22 protein-coding genes are annotated in these 20,232 nt (G+C 64.2%); 8 read left to right on the forward strand and 14 right to left on the reverse strand.

All coding sequences use genetic code 11. The annotated features are described in order from the left end of the window. The first annotated feature begins 140 nt into the window (after positions 1-140). Positions 141-500 carry a DUF427 domain-containing protein gene (locus tag N2602_RS26115; RefSeq protein WP_172782961.1) on the forward strand — a complete coding sequence of 120 codons (360 nt, stop codon included), beginning with the start codon at positions 141-143 and terminating at the stop codon, positions 498-500. A 124-nt stretch (positions 501-624) separates the two neighbouring features. On the opposite strand, the gene N2602_RS26120 is transcribed toward N2602_RS26115, so the two are convergent. Then, the gene (locus N2602_RS26120; RefSeq protein WP_172782960.1) at positions 625-798 is read right to left on the reverse strand and encodes a DUF1328 domain-containing protein; all 174 of its coding nucleotides are present in this window, start codon (positions 796-798) and stop codon (positions 625-627) included. Between the two features lie 155 nt (positions 799-953). On the opposite strand from N2602_RS26120, the gene N2602_RS26125 reads away from it, so the two are divergent. After that, complete coding sequence (locus tag N2602_RS26125) at positions 954-2,141, forward strand: acyltransferase (protein ID WP_260379878.1); 1,188 nt, start codon at positions 954-956, stop codon at positions 2,139-2,141. 121 nt (positions 2,142-2,262) lie between these two features. On the opposite strand, the gene purL is transcribed toward N2602_RS26125, so the two are convergent. Next, positions 2,263-4,473: a phosphoribosylformylglycinamidine synthase subunit PurL gene (gene purL / locus N2602_RS26130; protein ID WP_260379879.1), complete on the reverse strand. Its 2,211-nt coding sequence runs from the start codon at positions 4,471-4,473 to the stop codon at positions 2,263-2,265. Between the two features lie 184 nt (positions 4,474-4,657). Here purL and N2602_RS26135 point away from each other — a divergent pair, with 184 nt between their 5' ends. Then, positions 4,658-5,137, forward strand: a complete 480-nt coding sequence (locus N2602_RS26135; RefSeq protein ID WP_260371388.1) for a PaaI family thioesterase — start codon at positions 4,658-4,660, stop codon at positions 5,135-5,137. A gap of 74 nt (positions 5,138-5,211) precedes the next feature. Then, positions 5,212-6,177: a DMT family transporter gene (locus N2602_RS26140; RefSeq protein ID WP_260379880.1), complete on the forward strand. Its 966-nt coding sequence runs from the start codon at positions 5,212-5,214 to the stop codon at positions 6,175-6,177. Between the two features lie 7 nt (positions 6,178-6,184). Here N2602_RS26140 and N2602_RS26145 read toward each other — a convergent pair whose 3' ends face one another. Both N2602_RS26145 and N2602_RS26150 read right to left on the reverse strand, forming a co-directional pair. After that, entirely contained in the window at positions 6,185-6,922 is a 738-nt protein-coding gene (locus tag N2602_RS26145) for a tetratricopeptide repeat protein (RefSeq protein ID WP_260379881.1), read from the reverse strand. A gap of 170 nt (positions 6,923-7,092) precedes the next feature. After that, the gene (locus tag N2602_RS26150) at positions 7,093-7,689 is read right to left on the reverse strand and encodes a TetR/AcrR family transcriptional regulator (protein WP_260379882.1); all 597 of its coding nucleotides are present in this window, start codon (positions 7,687-7,689) and stop codon (positions 7,093-7,095) included. Between the two features lie 134 nt (positions 7,690-7,823). Between N2602_RS26150 and N2602_RS26155 the strand changes: the two genes are divergently transcribed. After that, positions 7,824-8,222 carry a RidA family protein gene (locus N2602_RS26155; RefSeq protein ID WP_212258017.1) on the forward strand — a complete coding sequence of 133 codons (399 nt, stop codon included), beginning with the start codon at positions 7,824-7,826 and terminating at the stop codon, positions 8,220-8,222. A 48-nt stretch (positions 8,223-8,270) separates the two neighbouring features. Here N2602_RS26155 and N2602_RS26160 read toward each other — a convergent pair whose 3' ends face one another. Both N2602_RS26160 and purQ read right to left on the reverse strand, forming a co-directional pair. Further along, entirely contained in the window at positions 8,271-9,260 is a 990-nt protein-coding gene (locus tag N2602_RS26160) for a tripartite tricarboxylate transporter substrate binding protein BugD (RefSeq protein WP_260379883.1), read from the reverse strand. Next, on the reverse strand, positions 9,257-9,958 hold the full coding sequence (purQ, locus tag N2602_RS26165; protein ID WP_212258015.1) for a phosphoribosylformylglycinamidine synthase subunit PurQ: 702 nt from the start codon (positions 9,956-9,958) through the stop codon (positions 9,257-9,259). Before purQ ends, N2602_RS26160 begins: the two co-directional genes overlap by 4 nt. A gap of 165 nt (positions 9,959-10,123) precedes the next feature. Between purQ and N2602_RS26170 the strand changes: the two genes are divergently transcribed. Next, the gene (locus tag N2602_RS26170; protein ID WP_260379884.1) at positions 10,124-11,140 is read left to right on the forward strand and encodes a magnesium and cobalt transport protein CorA; all 1,017 of its coding nucleotides are present in this window, start codon (positions 10,124-10,126) and stop codon (positions 11,138-11,140) included. A 15-nt stretch (positions 11,141-11,155) separates the two neighbouring features. Here N2602_RS26170 and N2602_RS26175 read toward each other — a convergent pair whose 3' ends face one another. From N2602_RS26175 to purC, 3 genes are read right to left on the reverse strand one after another with little or no spacing between them, the layout of a single operon-like run. Beyond that, on the reverse strand, positions 11,156-11,410 hold the full coding sequence (locus N2602_RS26175; protein ID WP_260379885.1) for a hypothetical protein: 255 nt from the start codon (positions 11,408-11,410) through the stop codon (positions 11,156-11,158). Positions 11,411-11,422: 12 nt separating this feature from the next. Further along, a complete protein-coding gene (gene purS / locus N2602_RS26180) occupies positions 11,423-11,665 on the reverse strand; it encodes a phosphoribosylformylglycinamidine synthase subunit PurS (RefSeq protein WP_036012950.1) in 243 nt (80 codons plus the stop codon). A 14-nt stretch (positions 11,666-11,679) separates the two neighbouring features. After that, positions 11,680-12,447: a phosphoribosylaminoimidazolesuccinocarboxamide synthase gene (gene purC / locus N2602_RS26185; RefSeq protein WP_172782948.1), complete on the reverse strand. Its 768-nt coding sequence runs from the start codon at positions 12,445-12,447 to the stop codon at positions 11,680-11,682. A gap of 320 nt (positions 12,448-12,767) precedes the next feature. Between purC and N2602_RS26190 the strand changes: the two genes are divergently transcribed. Further along, the gene (locus tag N2602_RS26190; protein WP_172782947.1) at positions 12,768-13,091 is read left to right on the forward strand and encodes a DUF1476 domain-containing protein; all 324 of its coding nucleotides are present in this window, start codon (positions 12,768-12,770) and stop codon (positions 13,089-13,091) included. A gap of 75 nt (positions 13,092-13,166) precedes the next feature. Here N2602_RS26190 and cynS read toward each other — a convergent pair whose 3' ends face one another. From cynS to N2602_RS26210, 4 genes are all read right to left on the reverse strand, one after another. Next, complete coding sequence (cynS, locus tag N2602_RS26195) at positions 13,167-13,655, reverse strand: cyanase (protein WP_025037304.1); 489 nt, start codon at positions 13,653-13,655, stop codon at positions 13,167-13,169. Between the two features lie 15 nt (positions 13,656-13,670). Then, a complete protein-coding gene (locus tag N2602_RS26200; RefSeq protein WP_260379886.1) occupies positions 13,671-14,594 on the reverse strand; it encodes an ABC transporter ATP-binding protein in 924 nt (307 codons plus the stop codon). A 5-nt stretch (positions 14,595-14,599) separates the two neighbouring features. After that, positions 14,600-15,439 (reverse strand): nitrate ABC transporter permease, encoded by an 840-nt coding sequence (ntrB, locus tag N2602_RS26205; protein ID WP_172782945.1) that lies wholly within the window; start codon positions 15,437-15,439, stop codon positions 14,600-14,602. 172 nt (positions 15,440-15,611) lie between these two features. Next, on the reverse strand, positions 15,612-16,991 hold the full coding sequence (locus tag N2602_RS26210) for a CmpA/NrtA family ABC transporter substrate-binding protein (RefSeq protein ID WP_260379887.1): 1,380 nt from the start codon (positions 16,989-16,991) through the stop codon (positions 15,612-15,614). A 160-nt stretch (positions 16,992-17,151) separates the two neighbouring features. On the opposite strand from N2602_RS26210, the gene N2602_RS26215 reads away from it, so the two are divergent. Next, entirely contained in the window at positions 17,152-19,086 is a 1,935-nt protein-coding gene (locus N2602_RS26215; protein WP_260379888.1) for a sigma 54-interacting transcriptional regulator, read from the forward strand. A 224-nt stretch (positions 19,087-19,310) separates the two neighbouring features. On the opposite strand, the gene N2602_RS26220 is transcribed toward N2602_RS26215, so the two are convergent. Then, on the reverse strand, positions 19,311-20,189 hold the full coding sequence (locus tag N2602_RS26220; RefSeq protein WP_260379889.1) for a sulfurtransferase: 879 nt from the start codon (positions 20,187-20,189) through the stop codon (positions 19,311-19,313). Positions 20,190-20,232: the final 43 nt, after the last annotated feature.

Genomic DNA, 20,232 nt, shown 5'->3' on the forward strand with positions numbered 1-20,232 from the left:
GGGTCCCCTTGCCGGCAAGGCCAAACTTAGCGTGAACGGCCTTCTACGTCACGCTTTCCGGCACTATATCCCTGATCCCATCAGGACAAAGGCACGACAAAGTGCCGCGCGCGGCAGATTGATCGAAAAGGCGTGAAATCATGAAGCTTCCAGGCCCCGACCACCCGATCACCATCACCCCAAACCCGAGGCGCGTCCGCGTCACCGCGGGCGACATCGTGATCGCCGAGACCAGCAAGGCGCTGACCTTGAAGGAGGCCAGATATCCGGCGGTGCAATATGTGCCGCGGGAGGACACCAACATGGCCGTGTTGGAGCGTACCGACCGTGTGACCCATTGCCCCTACAAGGGGGACGCGAACTATTACAGCGTCAAGGCCGACGGCAAGACGCTGGACAACGCAATCTGGACCTACGAGACGCCCTTCCCCGCGATGACGGAGATTTCAGGCCATCTGGCGTTTTATCCGGACAAGGTGAAGATCGAGGAAGTGGGGTAGCTCTCGATGTTGTCATTCCGGGATGGTCCGAGGGACTAGACCTCAGGTGCGCATTGCGCGCCGGGAATCTCGAGCTTCCGGGTTCGGTCCTTCGGACCGCCCCCGGAATGACGAATGAAATCAGCTACGCCCTGAAGATCGTGAGTCCCAATATCAGCAGCACCAGGAAGATCACGACGAAGACGTAGAACAGGAAGCGGGCGACGTCGGCCGAGGCGGCCGAGATGCCGGTAAAGCCGAGCACGCCGGCCACGATCGAGACAAGTAGGAAGATCAGCGCCCATTTGAGGATCGTCATCGCCAGCTCCGAACTGCCGCTTCTCACGGCCTTCGCCGTTTTCGGCGGACGCTAACTTCGCTGCGCGGAACTGGTTCCTAAAGGTAGTCCAGGCTCTTGCTGAATCAAGTTCCCGGCGGCAGAGTCCAGCCGGAATCAGGATCGGGGCGGCCACGATGACGATGTCACATTCAGCGACGATCGGCGCAGAGGTGCATGCCGCGCCGCAGAGCAAGGTGCGCAATTTGGCGATCGATCGCGCCCGCACCTTCCTCACTCTGGTCGTGCTGCTGCATCACGCGGTGATCCCCTATACCTATTTCGGTCATACCGATCCGACATATTTCTTCGGTTTCGACATGATCGTGCTCGCCACCGACAGTTTCTTCATGGCGATGTTCTTCTTCCTGTCGGGGCTGTTCGCCTGGTCTGGCATCGCCCGGAAGGGAGTGTGGGGCTATTTGGCAGATCGCCTGCTTCGGCTTGGCTTACCCTTCGCGATCTGCGCCTTCACGATCATTCCGGTCGCCTACTACGCGATCTCCCTGCGGCAGCATCCCGAGATCGGCTTTTCGGAATTCTGGTGGAACATGGTCACGAAGGGCCCGTGGCCGAGCGGGCCGATCTGGTTCCTTTGGGTCTTGTTCGCCTTCGACCTGGTTGCCTGCCTGCTGCACCGGCTGTCGCCCAATCTGCTCGATCCGATCAATCGCCTCTCGCTACACGGTCGCCGCCGGCCCGCGGTGTTCTTCGCGGTCATGCTGGCCGTCACCGCGGCGTTCTACATTCCCGGGCTGGTTCGCTACGGGCATAGCAGTTGGTTCGAGTTCGGGCCGTTCTCGGTCCAGCACGGGCGCGTGATGCTCTACGCGACCTACTTCTTTTTCGGTGCCGGCATCGGCGTTGCGCAAATGGATCGCGGGCTGCTCGCTGTCGACGGCCGCATGGCAAAGGTCAGCTGGGACTGGATGGTCCTGGCGATCGTTCCGTATTGCCTCTTGTGGGCGCTGATCTTCATCAAGCGCGAAATACTGGGCAACCCGTCACCGTTGCCGGACTGGTATGAAGCGCTCTATGCCATCTGCTTCACTGTCTTCAGCGTGGCCATCATGTTTCTGATCCTGGCCTTTTTCCAGAGGTTCAAGCAATCAGGCTCAGCCAGGCTGCTCGATCCAATGCAGGGCGACGCGTTCGGCATGTTCCTGGTGCACTATCCGATCGCACTGTGGCTGCAATACTGGCTGTTCGACTATGACCTGCCGGCGATCGTCAAGGCCACGATCGGGTTTGTACTGACTGTCGCGGCGAGCTGGGCGCTGACGCGAGCGTTGCGGCAGATCCCGGGCGCGTCGAAGGTGTTGTGAGGCATAGCCTCTCCACCCGTCATTGCGAGGAGCCCTTGCGACGAAGCAATCCAGACTGCCTCGGCAGTGAGATTCTGGATTGCCTCGCTACGCTCGCAATGACGGAGTGTGTGGCGGCAGTTCAGGCCGCCTTGCCGCCCATGTACTCCGGCAGCCAGCGCTCGAACGATTTGCGCAAGCTGTCGATCGTCACCGGCGCCTCGCCGGCGATCGCGATGGCATCGCCTCCGGTGGTGCCGATCCGCACGCAGGGCACCTCGCAGCCGCGCATCTTGGCGAGCACGCGGCCGGCTTCGGTTTCCGGCACGGTGACGAGATAGCGCGCCTGGTCCTCGCCGAACCAATAGGCCTGCGGCACCAGCGCGGTCGGCGCCGCCAGCAGCTTGGCGCCGATGCCGCCCGCCATCGCCATCTCGGCCAGCGCGATCAGGAGACCGCCGTCGGAGAGATCGTGCACCGCAGTCGCAGTGCCCGCATGGATCATGCCGCGCACGACGTCGCCGTTGCGCTTCTCGGCGGCGAGATCGACCGGCGGCGGTGCGCCCTCCTCGCGGCCGCAGATGTCGCGCAAATAGACGGACTGGCCGAGCCAGCCGTGGGTCTCGCCGATCAGGAGGATCGCCTCGCCCTCGGCCTTGAAGGCCAGCGAGGCAGACTTGGTGAAATCGTCGAGCAGGCCGACGCCGCCGATCGAGGGTGTCGGGAGGATCGCGCGGCCGTTGGTCTCGTTGTAGAGCGAGACGTTGCCGGACACGACCGGGAAGTCCAGCGTGCGGCAGGCTTCCGAGATGCCCTTCAGGCAGCCGACGAACTGGCCCATGATCTCGGGCCGCTCAGGGTTGCCGAAGTTGAGATTGTCGGTGATCGCGAGCGGCTTGCCGCCGACCGCCGTGATGTTGCGCCAGGCTTCCGCGACCGCCTGCTTGCCGCCCTGATAAGGATCGGCCTCGCAATAGCGCGGCGTGACGTCGACGGTGAGCGCGAGGCCCTTCGGCCCGTCCTGCACGCGCACCACGGCGGCATCGCCGCCCGGACGCTGCATGGTGTTGCCGAGAATGACGTGGTCGTACTGCTCCCAGACCCAGCGCTTAGAGCACATATCGGGCGTGCCGATCAGCTTCTCCAGCGCGCTACCTAAGCCCATCGGCGCCGGCACGTCGCGGGCATGCACGACCGGCAACGCGGCCGAGGGGACATGCGGCCGGTCATAGACCGGTGCCTCGTCGCCGAGCTCCTTGATCGGCAAATCGGCCATGACGTCGCCGCCATGCTTGACCACGAAACGCTTGCTCGGTGTGGTGTAGCCGACGACGGCGAAGTCGAGACCCCACTTCTTGAAGATCGCCTCGGCTTCCTTCTCCTTCTCGGGCTTGAGCACCATGAGCATGCGCTCCTGGCTCTCCGAGAGCATCATCTCGTAGGCGCTCATGCCGGTCTCGCGGGTCGGCACCACATCGAGGTCGAGGTCGACGCCGAGGTCGCCCTTGGCGCCCATCTCCACCGCCGAGCAGGTCAGGCCCGCTGCGCCCATGTCCTGGATCGCGATGACGCAGCCCTTCTCCATGATCTCGAGGCAGGCCTCGAGCAGCAGCTTCTCGGCGAAGGGATCGCCGACCTGCACGGTCGGGCGCTTCTCCTCGGACTTGTCGTCGAACTCGGCCGAGGCCATCGAGGCGCCGTGAATGCCGTCGCGGCCGGTCTTGGAGCCCAAATAGACGATCGGCATGTTCACGCCGGAGGCCGCCGCATAGAAAATTTTGTCGGCGTCGGCGAGGCCCACCGCCATGGCATTGACGAGGATGTTGCCGTCGTAGCGGGTATGGAAGCGCACCTGCCCGCCGACCGTCGGCACGCCGAAGGAATTGCCGTAGCCGCCGACGCCCGCCACCACGCCGGAGACGAGATGCCGCGTCTTCGGATGCTCGGGCGCGCCGAAGCTGAGCGCATTGAGGCAGGCGATCGGACGCGCGCCCATGGTGAAGACGTCGCGCAGGATGCCGCCGACGCCGGTGGTCGCGCCCTGGTACGGCTCGATATAGCTCGGGTGGTTGTGGCTCTCCATCTTGAAGACCACGGCCTGGCCATCGCCGATGTCGATCACGCCGGCATTCTCGCCGGGGCCTTGGATCACCCAGGGCGCCTTGGTCGGCAGGCCACGCAGATGGATGCGCGAGGATTTGTACGAGCAGTGCTCGTTCCACATCGCCGAGAAGATGCCGAGCTCGGTGAAGGTCGGCTCCCGCCCGATCAGCTTCAGGATTCGCTCATACTCGTCGGGCTTGAGCCCGTGGGCGGCAACCAGCTCGGGGGTGATCTTGGGTTCATTCTTCATGGATTCGAGGCTTTCGGCGGCGGTTTGGCCGTTCTTAGGAACATCGGACGGCTTCGAAAAGCCCTTTATGGCGCATTTTCCCGCTGTCCCACGTTTTGCGCCGGGAGCCCGCGGGAACGGGAATTGCACGGCGCGGTCGGATCGGATTTAAGGTCTAAAGACCCGCAATTGAAGGCCTATTTCCTTGCACGAATTGACCAAAGCGCCCCCGCCGCGCCGCCCCGAGCTCCATGTCGCCACCGAAGGCGAATTTGTGGGCTGGCGGACCTGGATTCGCGACAGTTTTGAGTCCCATGTCGGCCCCTTCTGGCACCGGATCGAGGCGGACGGCAGCGTCCGCAGCGCCTTCCGGGTCGAGAAGAAGCATCTCAACGGCTCCGGGAACGTCCATGGCGGCTGTTACATGGCCTTCGCCGACTATTCGCTGTTTGCGATCGCCACCCATGTCCTGGACAGCCGGGCGGTGACGACCAATTTCGCCTGCGAATTCCTCGACGCGGCACGCGAGGGCGAGCTGATCGAATGCACCGGCGAGGTCACCCGCGCCGGCGGTTCGCTGATCTTCCTGCGCGGCAAGATGATGTCCGGCGAGCGGCTGCTGCTCACCTTTTCCGGCACGATCAAGCGGATGAAGCGGAAGGCACTCCCGCAGCCAGACGCATAGCTCGACGCTTCCCTTTTCGCGCACCCTCGCCCAGACTTCCGGCAAGCGCTTTTGGCGCCGGGGAGCAGAACAAGGTGCCGCAGAGCACATCCGAGGCGGGCCGCGCGAGGCCGGCCGCATCAGCGCCGTTGCCATCCATGGCCGCCAAAGGTGCGCACAGCTGGCGCGACTATGCGCTGCTGCTTGCGCTCGCCTGCTGCTGGAGCTCGACCTATCCGCTAGCCAAGCTGGCGCTCCCCACCATCCCGCCCATCACCTTCATCTCGGCGCGCTCGCTGATTGCCGCCGCCTTCCTGTTCGCGATCCTGTGGATGCGCGGCACCAGGATCCCCACCGAGGCGAAAGCCTGGAAGCTGTTCGCAACCCAGCAATTGATCAACTCGACCGTCCCGTTCCTGATCATCACGTGGTCGCAGCAATATGTGCCGGCCTCGAACACGGTGGTGCTGGCCTCGACCACGCCGATCTTCGCCTTCCTGATCACCTCGCTGATCACGCGGCACGAGCCGGCGACGCTGCTCAAGCTCGCCGGCTCGATTTTGGGACTCGCTGGCACCGTCGCTATCGTCGGGCTCGATGCGCTACGCGGCTTCGGTAGCGGGATCATTGCCGAGATCGCGATCCTGCTTGCCACCATTTCCTTTGCCTGCGCGACGATCTTCGGCCTCCGCCTGTCCGAATACGACCCGATGGTGGTGGCGGCGGGTTCGCTCTTGTTCGGCGGCCTCGTACTGCTGCCGCCCGCGCTGATCATCGACCAGCCCTGGACCCTGCACCCAACGTCCACCGCGATCGTGGCCACGATCGTCATGGGCATCGTCTCCAGTGCCCTCGGCCTGATGCTGTTCTACATCTGCCTCGGCCGGCTCGGCACGCTGACGACCAACGCCCAAGGCTATCTGCGCATCCCGATCGGCGTCGGCCTGTCGGTGCTGCTGCTCGGCGAAAGCGTGCCGTCGAACCTGGCGCTGGGGCTGGTGCTGGTGATGGCGGGCGTTGCGGCCATGACGGTGCCGGCGGAGCGGCTGAAGTGGCGCTAGCGAGCGGCTAGGTCGACAGCTGCTTCTCCGCGATCGACAGCCATTCCGCCTGCGCCTTGCGCAGATATTTCGGCGCGCGGCGCATCTGGATTAGCAGCTCGTTGAAGACCATGCGCGCTTCAGTGGTGCGGCCGACCGTTTGCAGCAGCATGCCGTAGCGCACCCGCGCTTCGGCGCCGGGGAAGTAGCCGGCGAGCGCGTGGTATTCCTCCAGCGCCTCGTCGAGACGTCCGACCTCGGCGAGCGCGCGGGCATAGAGCAGATGCGCGTCGGCGGAATCGAAGTCGGGCCATTGCTTCTGCAGATCGTCCAGCGTGGCGAGCGCATCGGCCGGGCGGCTGGCGGCAAATTGCGCTTGCGCCCTGCGCAGCGCATAGGCGGGATCGTGGCCCATGGGCAGCTTCAGGATGTGATCATAATGCGCTTCCGCTTCGGCAAACCGGCCGATATTTGCGCACTCGTCCGCCAGCGCCGCGCGGTTGACGATGGTGTCGGTGCCGGCCAGCCGGTCGGACAGCTCGCGATAGCGCTTCTCGGGATCGAGGCGATTGGCGACACGCTGGCGTGCCTGCCGCGCGCCGGGGCTGGAAAACCATTCGGGAATGAGCTCGACCGCGATATAGGCGATCGCACCCATCATCGGCACCAGCAGGATGATGAAGGCCCAGGGCCGCAACCGTCCGGTTCGCGACGCGTGATAGATCAGCGTGATATCGAGCAGCAGAACGACCAAAGCGACGGGCATGTGACATCCGGAAAGCACAACGACAGCGCCGCATCCTGCTATCGCAATCGATGCAATGAAACAACTTTGAGTTGCTTCAACCCGCAAAAATCAGCGAAGCTGGATGCGCGCCGTGATGGCGACGAGGAGTCAGTCGTCTCAAACGCGATGCAGGTTCACGAGCCTCACGCTCAAACCGCCTCGCGCAGCAATCCACTCGCCAGCTCTCGAAATGCATCAACGGCCTTGCTCAACACACTCTTGGGATCGTCGGCGGCCGCGACCCACAACGCGGCGCTGAGCGCAGCGCCGTTCAGCAACCGCCCGGCCGCTTCGACATCGACCGGCTTCACGACCCCCTGCTCGATCAGCGCGCGGATCGTTCGCATGGTGATGTCGAGACAGGCGTTCTCGCCGGGCCATTTGGAGGGATCGCCGAGCACAGCAGGTCCATCCAGAAGCATGATGCGCTGGATCTCGGGGTCGAGCGCCATTTCGATATAGGCGCTTCCCTCCGCGAGCAGCCCCAGCCACAGGCTGGGCTGTTGCTCCCGGGCGATGCGGAGCCGCTCCGCCATCTCCCCATCGATCTGCTCGACGACGGCCCAGAGCAGCCCCTTCTTGTCTTCGAAGTTGTGATACAGCGCGCCCCGCGTCAGACCGACGGCGGCAGTGAGGTCGTCCATCGACGCGGCTGCATAGCCCTGCGTGGCGAATGCCTCGCGGGCGGCGCGGATGAGCTTGGCCCGATTTTCCGCCATGGCCGCGGCGCGCTTCCCCTTTGCCACTCGACCCCCTTGACATACGCCTCGTATGTGAGCGATATCTGACATACGAAACGTATCTGAAAATGCCGCGAAACGCCACCCATGGAGCGCCCACGTTCCATCCGCCCCCATCCATCGATTGAAAGGTTCCTGCCATGCCCCAGCGAGAGGCAATCTTCCCCGAAAACCGCCACGCGCTCTATCAAGTGCATCGCTATTCCGCAGCGATCCGCTCCGGCGACCTGCTGTTCGTGTCGGGGCAGGTCGGCAGCCGCGAGGACGGCTCACCCGAGCCGGTGTTCGAGGACCAGGTCCGGCGCGCGTTCGCCAATTTGCGTGCCGTGCTCGCAGCTGGTGGATGCACGTTGGACGATGTCGTCGACGTCACCACGTTTCACACCGATCCGGCGAGCCAGATCGAGACGGTGATGGCCGTTCGCACCGAGGAGATCGGCGATCCGCCCTATCCGAACTGGACGGCCGTCGGCGTGAATTGGCTTGCTGGCTTCGACTTCGAGATCAAGGTCATCGCCCGCATTCCTGTGCTCCAGTAAGCCTTCTGGGCGGCCATACGCCGGCCGCCGCCAGGCTCCTTGGGCAGGCTACTTGTTGGCGTCGTCTGCCAGCATCTTGCGGTACTTCTCGACGTCACGCGTCACGAGCTTTTGCAGCACTTCCGGCGTATGCTCGTCGGCATCGGGCGCAACGGTCGAGAGGTCGGCAAAGCGCTTCTTCACCGCCTCGGTCTCGACGGCCGTGCGTGCCGCCGCATTCAGCTTGGCGAGGACGGCCGGCGGCGTGCCCTTGGGCGCGAACAGGCCGTTCCAGCCCTGCGCCTCGAACTCGGGCAGGCCTGCTTCCGCCGAGGTCGGCAGATCCGGCAACGTGGCGAGCCGAACGGTCGAGCCGACCACGAGGCCCTTCACCAGCTTGTCGTTGATCGCTTGGGACACCGAGGCGGCCGCGTCGCAGACGCCGTCGATCTGGCCGCCGATCGCGTCGGTCAGTGCCGGCGCGGCGCCGCGATAGCCGACCAGCGTCGCATCGATCCCGGCCGATGTGACGAAGCTCTTGCAGATCAGATAGTTGGAGGAGCCGACGCCGGCATGGCCGAGATTGATCTTGCCCGGATTGGCCTTGGCATAGGCGATGAACTCTTTCAGATCCTTCGCCGGAAAGTCCTTGCGCAGCGCGATGATGCCGAACGTCTTCGCCACCATCGCGATCGGCACGAAGGAATCAGGCGTGAACGGCAGCTTTGGATAGATCGTGTAGGTCGCGGCATTGGTGCCGGCATTGCCGATCGCAATCGTATAGCCATCGGGCTCGGCGCGAGAGGCCCGCGCCAGCGCGGTCGAGCCGCCGGCGCCGGCAACGTTCTCGATCACGATGGTCTGGCCGAGCGCAATGCCCATCTGCTCGGCAACCGCCCGCGCGATCACGTCCGAGGTGCCCCCTGCCGCGAACGGCACGATCATGGTGATCGGACGCTTGGGATAATCCTGCGCGGATGCGCAAGTCGCTACTGAAAATGTCGCGAACGTTAGCGCCGCGACTGCGGCGAGCGCACGCTTCATCACGAACGCAATCACGCGGCTTTTTCCAGATGCCGGGCGAGACCGGCGAACAGGCCTCGGCCGTCGGTGCAGCCCATGATGTCTTCGACGTGGTTTTCCGGATGCGGCATCATTCCGAGCACGTTGCCCCTGTCGTTGACGATGCCAGCGATGGAATGTGCCGCGCCGTTGATGTTGGCGGCCTCGTCGACCACGCCATCGGCGGAGCAGTAGCGATAGAGCACTCGCCCCTCGCCTTCGAGCCGCTTGATGGTCTCTTCGTCCGCCTCGTAATTGCCCTCGCCGTGCGCGACCGGCACGCGGATCACCTGACCGGCATTGTAGCCGCGGGTGAACGGCGTGTCGGAGCGCTCGACGCGCAGATGCACGTCGCGGCAGATGAATTTCAGCCGCGCATTGCGCATCAAGACGCCCGGCAGGAGGCCGGACTCGCAGAGGATCTGAAAACCGTTGCAGACGCCGAGCACGAGGCCGCCCTTGGCCGCATAGTCGCGCACCGCGTCCATCACCGGCGCACGTGCCGCAATCGCGCCGCAGCGCAGATAATCGCCGTAGGAGAAGCCGCCGGGCACGACCACGAGATCGGTGCCCGCAGGCAGCGAGGTCTCGGCGTGCCAGACCATCGCGGGCTCGCTGCCGGAGATCAGCCTCAGGGCGCGCGCCATGTCGCGCTCGCGGTTGATTCCGGGAAAGACGAGAATGGCGGCTTTCATGGCAGAGGTTCCGACGCGGCTGGGAATGAGGCTGGCCGACCGGCCAATTCGTGAACAGACATAACCATTTGACGGAGATTTTACCAGTGCTAGCGTGGCGGAGCGCCGTTGTACACAGGCCATAGCCACGCGCTTTGGTCACTCGATTTGCCCGGGATTGAAGCCATGAACGTCCCGTCGCTGCCCGCATTCCCCTCCGAACCGGTGTCCACCGAGGGCGTCGTCGCCGCCGGCGCTTATGTCGACGGCCGCCGCGTCGCCAATATCGCCATCAGCGAGGCCTCGAGTTGGCGAGCCAAGCCCGGCCACGTCGTGTGGATCGGGCTGCACGAGCCCGACATGGCGCTGCTCGGCGCGGTGCAGAAGCAGTTCGACCTGCACGACCTCGCCATCGAGGACGCCAACCACGCCCATCAGCGGCCGAAGATCGAGCAATATGGCGAGGCCCTGTTCATCGTCGCGCGCACCGCGCAATTGATCGAGGGACGCATTGCCTTCGGCGAGACCCACATCTTCGTCGGCGAAGGCTATCTGGTCTCGGTGCGCCACGGCGCCTCGACCTCCTACACGCCGGTGCGCGAACGCTGCGAGAGCTGCCCGCGGGCGCTCGCGCGCGGCGAGGATTACATCCTCTACGCCATCCTCGATTTCATCGTCGACAATTACTCGCCCGTGCTGGAAAGCATTCACGAAGAGATCGAGAAGATCGAGGACGACGTGCTCGCGCACGCGATCACCAAGACGCAGATCGAGCGGCTCTACATGCTGCGGCGTGACCTGTTGCGGCTCCGTAACGCAATCGGGCCGCTGGTGGAGGTCTGCCGCCGTCTCGAGCACGATGAGCTGTCGATGGTGCGCGCGACGATGCAGCCTCTGTTCCGCGACGTCACCGACCATGTCCGCAACATCCAGGAGCGCATCGATTCCATGCGCGAGGTGCTGGCCTTCGCCTTCGAGGCGAGCCTGCTGGTCGGCCAGGCCCACGAGACCGCGGTGTCGAAGAAGCTCGCGTCCTGGCTCGCCATCATCGCCATCCCGACCGCGCTCGCCGGCATCTACGGCATGAACTTCAAGCACATGCCGGAGCTGGAATGGGAGTACGGCTACTTCATGCTGCTCGGCGTCATGCTGACCGCCTGCGGCTCGCTGTACTGGCGCTTTCGGCGGGTGGGATGGCTGTGACGCTCTGAACCGAGGCTATCGAACAGGCGCCTCGTTCAGTTCTAGCCTGCGCTCGATCCGGTCAAGCCTGCCCTCATGCCGCACCAGCGTGGCATGAACCGCCGCAATCTCCTGAAAGACACTCGTGACATCCTGGCGAGCGGCATTTTGGGACGTTCGCAACGCCAGAATTTCCTGCCTCATCTCATCGATCTTGCCATCAACCTGCACCAGTCGCGCCTGGATCGGCTTCAACACCTCGAACATGAGCTCGGCCGTCACGTCGGGCATTTGGCTTAATCCCTACGCTTTCATCTCGATCGCATAATTCTCGATCACGGTGTTCGCCAAGAGCTTGTCGGCGGCTTCCTTCAGTGCTGCCTCCGCCTTGGCCTTGTCGGCGCCGGCGAGCTCGATGTCGAACACCTTGCCCTGGCGGACGCTGGCGACGCCGTCGACGCCGAGCGACTTCAGCGCGCCTTCGATGGCCTTGCCCTGCGGATCGAGGATGCCCGTCTTCAGGGTAACGGTGACACGTGCCTTCACGTCAAAAGTCCTCTTCAGCTCTTCACCAGCACCGGGCCGGTGCCCTGGGGACGCTCGTTCTCCATGAGGATGCCGAGACGCTTTGCAACTTCCGTATAGGCTTCCAGCAGACCACCGAGATCCCTGCGGAAACGATCCTTGTCGAGCTTCTCGTTCGACTTGATATCCCACAGCCGGCAGCTGTCCGGCGAGATCTCGTCGGCGACGATGATCCGCATCATCTCGTTCTCGAACAGGCGGCCGCACTCCATCTTGAAGTCGACGAGGCGGATGCCGATGCCGAGGAAGAGGCCGGTAAGGAAGTCGTTGACGCGGATGGCGAGCGCCATGATGTCGTCGATCTCCTGCGGCGTCGCCCAGCCGAAGGCGGTGATGTGCTCTTCCGACACCATGGGGTCGTTGAGCTGGTCGTTCTTGTAATAGAATTCGATGATCGAGCGCGGGAGCTGCGTGCCCTCCTCGATGCCGAGGCGCTGCGACAGCGAGCCGGCGGCAACGTTCCGCACCACCACTTCCAGGGGCACGATCTCGACCTCGCGAATCAACTGCTCGCGCATGTTGAGGCGGCGAATGAAATGGGTCGGCACCCCGATGTCGTTGAGGTGCTGAAACAGGTACTCCGAGATCCGGTTGTTGAGGACACCCTTGCCCTCGATCACCTGATGCTTTTTCGCATTGAACGCGGTGGCGTCGTCCTTGAAGTGCTGGATCAGGGTACCGGGCTCGGGGCCTTCGTAAAGAACCTTTGCCTTGCCTTCATAAATGCGACGCCGACGGCTCATGGGGATGTACCGTGTTTTGTTGAAATCCATGAATTTGGTGTGCTCCGGTTGACTTGGATTACGACCCACAGCGGAGCTGCCGTGAACGGCCAGGAACCCATCCATAACCCTTTGGAAACAGAACGGGAACCAAGCCTCAGGCAACCTATCCGATTGGCTGTCCGAGCACAATCGATCCGGCCGTCCGGCGCCAACTTATACCGTCTTGCCTGCGGCTTAACGGCCCGTTGTTTTGCCGATTCGTGCTATCTATGTAGGCATGCAGCCGGGTCGCCGCAACGGAAGGCTCCGCTCCATTCAGCGAGGATTTGGAACAAGGTATGAGCGAGTTCGATAAGCGCCAGGAAGGCTTCGAGAAGAAGTACGCCCTCGACGAGGAGCAGAAGTTCAAGGCGGAGGCCCGCCGCAACCGGCTGCTCGGCCTGTGGGCGGCCGAGAAGCTCGGCATCACCGGCGATGCCGCCACGGCCTATGCCAAGGAGGTGGTCGCGGCCGATTTCGAGGAGGCCGGCGATGCCGACGTCCTGCGCAAGCTGACGGCCGATTTCGCCGCCAAGAACGTCGCCGTCACCGAGCAGGCGATTCGCGCCAAGATGAGCGAGCTGCTCGCAGTTGCCGCCGCCGAGGTGAAGGCGGGGAAATAAAACAGGCGAATAGGGAGTGGCGAATGGCGAATTGGGGGTCCCCAGTCGCTCTTCGCAATTCGCCACTCGCCTCCATCACTCCTCCTTGAAGCCGTATTCCGGCACGTTGCCGCTGGCGCCGTAATATTTGTACGGCAGGAACTTGCCGCTCATGGTGATCTTGACGCGATCGCCCTTGGGATTGGCGACGCGCTCGATGCCCATGTCGAAGTCGATCGCCGACATGATGCCGTCGCCGAACTCCTCCTCGATCAGCGCCTTCCAGGCCGGGCCGTTCACCATCACCATCTCGTAGAAGCGGTAGATCAGCGGGTCGGTCGGCGGCATCGGCGTGCCGGTGCCGCGCATCGGCACCTCGTTGAGCATCGCGACTTCCGCCTTCGACAGGCCGAACAGCTCGCCGGCATTCGCCGCCTGCGGCTTGGTCAGTTTCATCTGGCCCATGATCGCACCGACGATCAGCACCTCGGAATAGCCGCCGATCTTTTCGCAGATGTGCTTCCAGCTCCAGCCCTTCTCGCGCTTGATGTCGAGCAGCTTCTCGGTGAGGTCTTCGCGCTTCATGTCAGGGTCTCCTCGTTAGGCCGTCAATCCGGGATTGGTCCCGGGTGTCCAGGTCTGTCGTTGCTCTTCACCGCTGGACGCGATCGAGAGCCCGGGTTTGCCGATCTGCACCGTCGGCACGTTGCGCGGATCGTGATCGGGCTTTTCAGCGGTGAAGGTCTTGCTGCGCATCACCAGGAAATCGATAATGTGGTTGCGCAGCGCGTAGTAGAGCGGATGGCGGTGCAGATCGGTGCGGCCGCGATCCCGCGGCAGCGGGTTCTCGACCACCTCCGCCAGCACCGCGCCGGGACCGTTGGTCATCAGAAAGATCTTGTCGGCGAGATAGATCGCCTCGTCGACGTCATGGGTGATCATGAACGCGGTCTGCCCGGTCTCCAGGCAAATGCGCCGCACCTCGTCCTGCAGCGTGCCGCGCGTCAGCGCGTCCAGCGCCGAGAACGGCTCGTCCATCAGCATCATCTTCGGCGTGATCGACAGCGCCCGCGCGATGCCGACGCGCTGCTTCATGCCACCCGACAGCTCCGATGGGCGCTTGTGCTCGGAGCCGGAGAGTCCGACGAGATCGATGAATTTTTGCGCATGCGCCCTCACTTTGGCCCGGTCCCAGCTCCGCCATTTCGAGCTGACGGCATAGCCGACGTTGCCAAGCACGGTGCGCCAGGGTAGCAGCGCATGGCTCTGGAAGATCACCGCGCGGTCGAGGCTGGTGCCCGAGATCGCCTGCCCGTCGACGATGACCGCGCCCTCGCTCGGCGCATCGAGGCCGGCGAGGATGTTGAGCACCGTCGTCTTGCCGCAGCCGGAATGGCCGATCACGCAGGCAAACTCGCCGCGCGCCATCGAGAGCCAAAGGTTCTCGAAGATGGTGGTCGTCGCGCCGCCCGCGCCGGGATAGCGCTTGGCAATGCCTTCGATCGAGATGAACTTGTCGGTCATCGCCTCTACTCCGGAAACGTGACCATGCGCGTGAAGCGCGCCAGGATCTGGTCGAGCAGCATGCCGACGATCCCGATCAAGAGGATCGCGATGATGACGTTGGTGATCGAGAGGTTATTCCACTCGTTCCAGACGAAATAGCCGATGCCGGTGCCGCCGACGAGCATCTCGGCGGCGACGATCACGAGCCAGGCGATGCCGATCGAGATGCGCATGCCGGTCAAGATCGTCGGCGCCGCTGCCGGCAGGATCACGGTGAAGGCGCGCCTGACCGTGCCGACCTCCAGCGTCCGCGCCACGTTGATCCATTCCTTGCGCACGGTCGCGACGCCGAACACCGTGTTGAGCAGCATCGGCCAGATCGAGCAGATGAAGATGACGAAGATCGCCGAGACCGAGGAATCCTTGATGGTGTAGAGCGCGAGCGGCATCCAGGCCAAGGGCGAGATCGGCTTCAAGACCTGGATGAACGGATCGAGCGCCTTGCTCAGCAGCGGCGACATCCCGATCAGGAAGCCGAGCGGGATCGCCACCAGCACGGCCAGCAGATAGCCGGTGCCGACGCGCGCGATGGAATAGGCGAGCTGGATGCCGAGCCCCTTGTCGTTCGGCCCGTTGTCGTAGAACGGCCGCTTCAGGTGCTCCCAGAGTTTTGCGCCGACATCGAGCGGCCCGGGCATCGCCGATTTGCCCTGCGTCGCGGTGAGCCCCATCAGCTTGGCGTATTCCGGGCTCATCGCCGTCACCGGCGCGGTGGAGCGCGTGGCGAGATGCCAGATGCCGAGAAAGGCGGCGAGCAGCACGATCGAGACGAGGCCCGCGCGAAGGCGAAGGGAGGTGGTCATGACGCAAACCCCGCCGCCCGTGTCCCGGACGCGACGCAGCACTCCCGGCGATGCGCAGCATCGTCCGGTGTGCTGCTTCGCAGAGCCGGGACCCAGTCGGGCCGCATGGGTCCCGGTTCTGCGTCGCACCGCTTCGCGCTGCACCGCGCCCGGGACACGAGAGCGGAGATCATCACGACGCCTTCCTGATCTTGAAGCTCGCGACGTAGTCCTCCGGCTTCGCCGGATCGAACGACTTCCCCATCACCGCGAACGACTTGTAAGCACTCGCCGGCGGCGTCAGCCCCATCTCGGTCATCAGCTTCTTGGTATCGGTCGCCAGATACACCTGCTCGGCCACCGCCTTGTAATCGACGTCGCCCTTGATCTGGCCCCAGCGCTTCATTTGCGTCAGCATCCACACCGCAAAGGACTGCCAGGGGAACGGATCGAAATCGACGCGCTTGGGATCGGTCTTCACCCCGCCGAGGCCGTCGGCATAGGTGCCGGTCAAAACCTGCTCCAGAACGGTGACCGGCGCGTTGATGTAGTTCGCAGGCGCGATCGCCTCGGCGATCTGCTTGCGGTTCTCCGCCTTCGAGGCGTAGGCGGTGGCATCGACGATGGCGCGCGTCAGCGCCGCGAAGCTGTTCGGCGCCGTCGTGATGAATTCGCGGCTTGCAGCGAAGCTGCAGCAGGGATGGCCGTCCCAGATCTCCTTGGAGAGCAGATGCATGAAGCCGACGCCGTCATAGATCGCGCGCTGGCAGATGTTGTCGGGCGCAAGGAAGCCGTCGATGTTGTCGGCACGCAAATTCGCGACCATCTCCGGCGGCGGCACCGAGCGCAGCTGCACGTCGGTATCGGGATCGAGACCGTGCTCGGCCAGATAGTAGCGCAAGAGGTAATTGTGCATGGAATAGTCGAAGGGGATGGCGAATTTCAGCCCCTTCCAGTCCTTCGGATCGCGCTTGTCCTTGTGCTTGGTGGCGAGCACGATGCCCTGCCCGTTGATGTTCTCGATTGCAGGGACGGCGAAGGGAATGGCGTTGGCGCCAAGACCGAGCGAGATCGCGATCGGCATCGGCGCCAGCATATGCGCGGCGTCGTATTCCTTGTTGATGGTCTTGTCGCGGATCACGGCCCAGCCGGCGGTCTTCACCACTTCGACGTTGAGGCCATGCTTGGCATAGAAGCCCATTGGCGCCGCCATGATGATCGGCGTGGCGCAGGTAATTGGAATGAAGCCGACCTTGAGGTCCTTCTTCTCGGGCGCGCCGGCTTGCGCGAACACCTCGGTCGCCGTCTTGAGCGGGAAGAACTGCGACAGCGCCGCGAGCGCGGTCGATGCACCGACCGACTTCAGGAAAGCGCGCCGCGCCACGTCCTGCGGAAACATCGCGCGCATCACAGCGGAAGCGACCACGCCCTCGTAACGCTTCTCTTCGCTTGCGACCGGCTCGCAGTGCAGCGCCGTCGCCTGCTCGTGCTCAGCCGCGGAACGATGCTGGCCGCAAACACAGCCGGCTCGAAGGTTGCGATCGGGATCAAACGGATTGTCGAACGTGGACATCGGCCCTCCTGCGCGTCGTTGCGAGGAGCAATTACGCAAGGAGCATGCCATGCCCCTTCGGCCGGCCAGTGCCTTGATGACGCAGCACTTTCACCCGCACTTGGCCGCTACGAAAACTCGTGATAAACGAGATTTCGTAGTTCAATTACGAGATTTCGCAATGGCAACGACGCCAATGCCCGTCCACGACGATGTGGCCCCTGTCATCGACCCGCGCATCGCCGCCTTCGAATCCTCGGTCGAAGCGACCCTGCTGGTCGATCCCTACGGCGACCAGATCGTCGATGCCAATCCCGCCGCCTGCGCCCTGCTCGGCTACGATCGCGCCCTGTTGCGACAGACCAGGGCCAGCACGCTCCACGCCGGCGAGCTTGCCGCCCTCACCGTCTTCACCCAGGCCGTGCTGCACAAGGGCGCCTACTGGACCACGGCGCTCAATCCCCGCCACGCGACCGGGCAAGATCTCCGGCTCGAATATGCCGGCTGCCTGCTGCCGCATGACGGCCGCACGCTGCTGCTGCTGACGCTGACCGACCTCGAAGCGCGCCGCCGGCGCAATGTCGATGCTGCCGCCGAAGACCATATGCGTGGCGGCATCTCGACCTGGCAGCGGGTCGAGCGCGTATTCCAGGACATCGAGCGCGAGAACCAGTTGATCCTGCGCGCCGCCGGCGAAGGCATCTATGGCGTCAACGCCGAAGGCAAGACCACCTTCGTCAATCCCGCGGCCGAGCGGATGCTGGGTTGGACCGCCGAGGAGCTGGTCGGCAAGGAGATCCACCCGATCGTCCACCACACCCACCACGACGGCCGGCACTATCACAATCATGATTGCCCGATCTATGCGGCGTTCCGCGACGGCGCCGTGCACCAGGTCGACGGCGAGGTGTTTTGGCGCAAGGACGGCTCGCCCGCCTGGGTCGAGTACACCTCGACGCCGATCCGCGACCGCGGCGTCGTGGTCGGCGCCGTCGTGGTGTTTCGCGACGTCAGCCAGCGCCGCGAGGCCGACGAGAAGCTGCACGCCGCCCTTGCCGAGGTCGACCGGCTGCGCGAGCGGCTCGAGCTGGAGAACGCCTATCTCCAGGAGGAAATCCGCATCGAGACCAATCCGCGCGGCATCATCGGCGGCAGCGAGGCGATCCAGAAGACACTGCGCCAGGTCAAGCTGGTGGCGCCGACCACCGCGGCGGTGATGATCACCGGCGAATCCGGCACCGGCAAGGAGCTGATCGCGCGCGCCATCCACGAGGATTCCACCCGCAGCGACCGGCCGCTGATCCGGGTCAACTGCGCCGCGATCCCGCGCGAATTGTTCGAGAGCGAATTCTTCGGCCATGTCCGCGGTGCCTTCACCGGTGCAACGCGCGACCGCATCGGCCGCTTCGAGCTTGCCGACGGCGGCACACTGTTCCTCGACGAGGTCGGCGAGATCCCGCTCGAGCTGCAAGGCAAGCTGCTGCGCGTGCTGCAGGAAGGCCATTTCGAGCGTGTCGGCGAGGCGCGCACCCGCGCGGTCGACGTTCGCGTCATCGCCGCGACCAATCGCGATCTCAAGCAGGAGGTCCAGCGCGGCCGCTTTCGCGAAGACCTCTATTTCCGCCTCAACGTGTTCCCGATCGAGACTGTCCCTTTGCGCGAACGCCGTGAGGACATTCCCCTGCTCGCGCAACATTTCCTGACGCGCGAGAGCAAGGCGCTGAAATCCAACCTGCGTCTGTCGGAGGGCGATGCACGGCGGCTGACCCGTTACGACTGGCCCGGCAATGTCCGCGAACTGCAGAACGTGATCGAGCGCGCTGCGATCCTGTCCCAGAACGGCCGCCTGCGCATCGATCTGCCGGACACTTCAGGTGCACAAGCACCTACCGGCGCCGCCCGTCAGAAGGCCGACGCGCGCCCCGCCGTGATGACGTCGTCGGAAATGCGCGACCACGAGCGCGCCAACATTCTCGCCGCGCTCGAGGCCTGCGCCGGGAAAGTCTTCGGCCCCGGCGGCGCGGCCGAGATGCTCGACATCAAGCCGACCACGCTGGCCTCGCGGATCAAGGCGCTGGGAATTACGCCTCGTCCGCGGGCGGGTCTCAACGGTTAGAGGACAACGCGACGAAGCACGGTCCGCGCCCCCGGTCCACCTCTCCCCAGCGGGGAGAGGTCGGATTGCGCTCGGCGATGCGGAGCATCGTCCGAAGCAATCCGGGTGAGGGGCCGCGGCATACTGTGAGGCTGTAACCCCTCACCCGGATCGCATCTTGCGATGCGATCCGACCTCTCCCTACGGGAGAGGTGGACCGAGACCTTTCGGCCGTCCTTGCGTTGCTACGCCGCCTTGGTCGTCACGTCAGCTGCGATCGGCAGGCCCTGCTCGATCGGCAGCGAGGGATCGCGCGACCATTCGTTCCAGGAGCCGAAATACATCCGCACGTCCTTCACGCCGGCGTTCTTCAGCGCCAGGAAGGTGTTCGAGGCACGAGCGCCCTTGAAGCAGTAGAGGTAGACCGGCGTCGTCGGCGAGATGCCGACGGTGGCGCATTCCGCCAGAATCTCGTCCTTGGACTTGAAGCGCGGGCCTTCGGCGGTCGGCTTCATCATCCGATACCATTCCAGCCAGACGGCGCCGGGAATGCGGCCCTTGCGCGGGCAGAAATCCTTGCCGTACGGAGACGAGCTGTCACCGATCCACTCGTCGACATCGCGCACGTCGAGGATCGCGATACCCGGCTTGCCGACGGCGGCGAGCATGGTCTTGGCATCGATCAGGATCTCGCCGGCCTCAGGCACGATCGCGAACGAAGCCTTCGCCGGCGTCGGCACGTCCTTGGTCACCGGGAAGCCCGCGGCCGACCAGGCATCGAAGCCGCCATGCAGCACCTTCACCTTGGGATAGCCGAGCATGGTGAGCAGGTAATAGCCGCGGCAGGACTGGCCGAAGCCGGAGTTCATCGACTGCTCGTAGACCACGGCGGTCTCCTTGCCCGAAAGGCCGGCACCGCCGAACGCATCCGCGAATTTCGTCTTGAGCTCGGCCATGCCTTCCGGTGTCGAGGTCGCCAGGAACGTGAAGATCTCGTGCACGTTCACGGCGCCAGGCAGGTGCCCGGCGGCGTAGGCATCGGGATTGCGGGTGTCGATCACGACACACGGCTCGGTCTTCAAGAGATCGGCGAGTTCGACGGCAGTGATCAGAACGTCAGTCATGGCAGCCTCTCCGTTGAGGTTGGTGGGGGTGGACTCGTAGAAC

The sequence above is a fragment of the Bradyrhizobium sp. NC92 genome (genome assembly GCF_025200865.1).
In the GTDB taxonomy this organism is placed as follows: Bacteria; Pseudomonadota; Alphaproteobacteria; order Rhizobiales; family Xanthobacteraceae; genus Bradyrhizobium.

Excerpts from the sequence above, each read along its gene's own strand:
- purQ (WP_212258015.1), bottom strand. The coding sequence starts at position 9,958 with ATGAAAGCCGCCATTCTCGTCTTTCCCGGAATCAACCGCGAGCGCGAC.
- N2602_RS26120 (WP_172782960.1), bottom strand. The coding sequence starts at position 798 with ATGACGATCCTCAAATGGGCGCTGATCTTCCTACTTGTCTCGATCGTG.
- N2602_RS26170 (WP_260379884.1), top strand. The coding sequence starts at position 10,124 with ATGAACGTCCCGTCGCTGCCCGCATTCCCCTCCGAACCGGTGTCCACC.
- cynS (WP_025037304.1), bottom strand. The coding sequence starts at position 13,655 with ATGAAGCGCGAAGACCTCACCGAGAAGCTGCTCGACATCAAGCGCGAG.
- N2602_RS26220 (WP_260379889.1), bottom strand. The coding sequence starts at position 20,189 with ATGACTGACGTTCTGATCACTGCCGTCGAACTCGCCGATCTCTTGAAG.
- N2602_RS26200 (WP_260379886.1), bottom strand. The coding sequence starts at position 14,594 with ATGACCGACAAGTTCATCTCGATCGAAGGCATTGCCAAGCGCTATCCC.
- N2602_RS26115 (WP_172782961.1), top strand. The coding sequence starts at position 141 with ATGAAGCTTCCAGGCCCCGACCACCCGATCACCATCACCCCAAACCCG.
- N2602_RS26155 (WP_212258017.1), top strand. The coding sequence starts at position 7,824 with ATGCCCCAGCGAGAGGCAATCTTCCCCGAAAACCGCCACGCGCTCTAT.
- N2602_RS26175 (WP_260379885.1), bottom strand. The coding sequence starts at position 11,410 with ATGCCCGACGTGACGGCCGAGCTCATGTTCGAGGTGTTGAAGCCGATC.
- N2602_RS26210 (WP_260379887.1), bottom strand. The coding sequence starts at position 16,991 with ATGTCCACGTTCGACAATCCGTTTGATCCCGATCGCAACCTTCGAGCC.
- N2602_RS26190 (WP_172782947.1), top strand. The coding sequence starts at position 12,768 with ATGAGCGAGTTCGATAAGCGCCAGGAAGGCTTCGAGAAGAAGTACGCC.
- N2602_RS26125 (WP_260379878.1), top strand. The coding sequence starts at position 954 with ATGACGATGTCACATTCAGCGACGATCGGCGCAGAGGTGCATGCCGCG.
- N2602_RS26145 (WP_260379881.1), bottom strand. The coding sequence starts at position 6,922 with ATGCCCGTCGCTTTGGTCGTTCTGCTGCTCGATATCACGCTGATCTAT.
- purL (WP_260379879.1), bottom strand. The coding sequence starts at position 4,473 with ATGAAGAATGAACCCAAGATCACCCCCGAGCTGGTTGCCGCCCACGGG.
- ntrB (WP_172782945.1), bottom strand. The coding sequence starts at position 15,439 with ATGACCACCTCCCTTCGCCTTCGCGCGGGCCTCGTCTCGATCGTGCTG.
- N2602_RS26215 (WP_260379888.1), top strand. The coding sequence starts at position 17,152 with ATGGCAACGACGCCAATGCCCGTCCACGACGATGTGGCCCCTGTCATC.
- purC (WP_172782948.1), bottom strand. The coding sequence starts at position 12,447 with ATGAGCCGTCGGCGTCGCATTTATGAAGGCAAGGCAAAGGTTCTTTAC.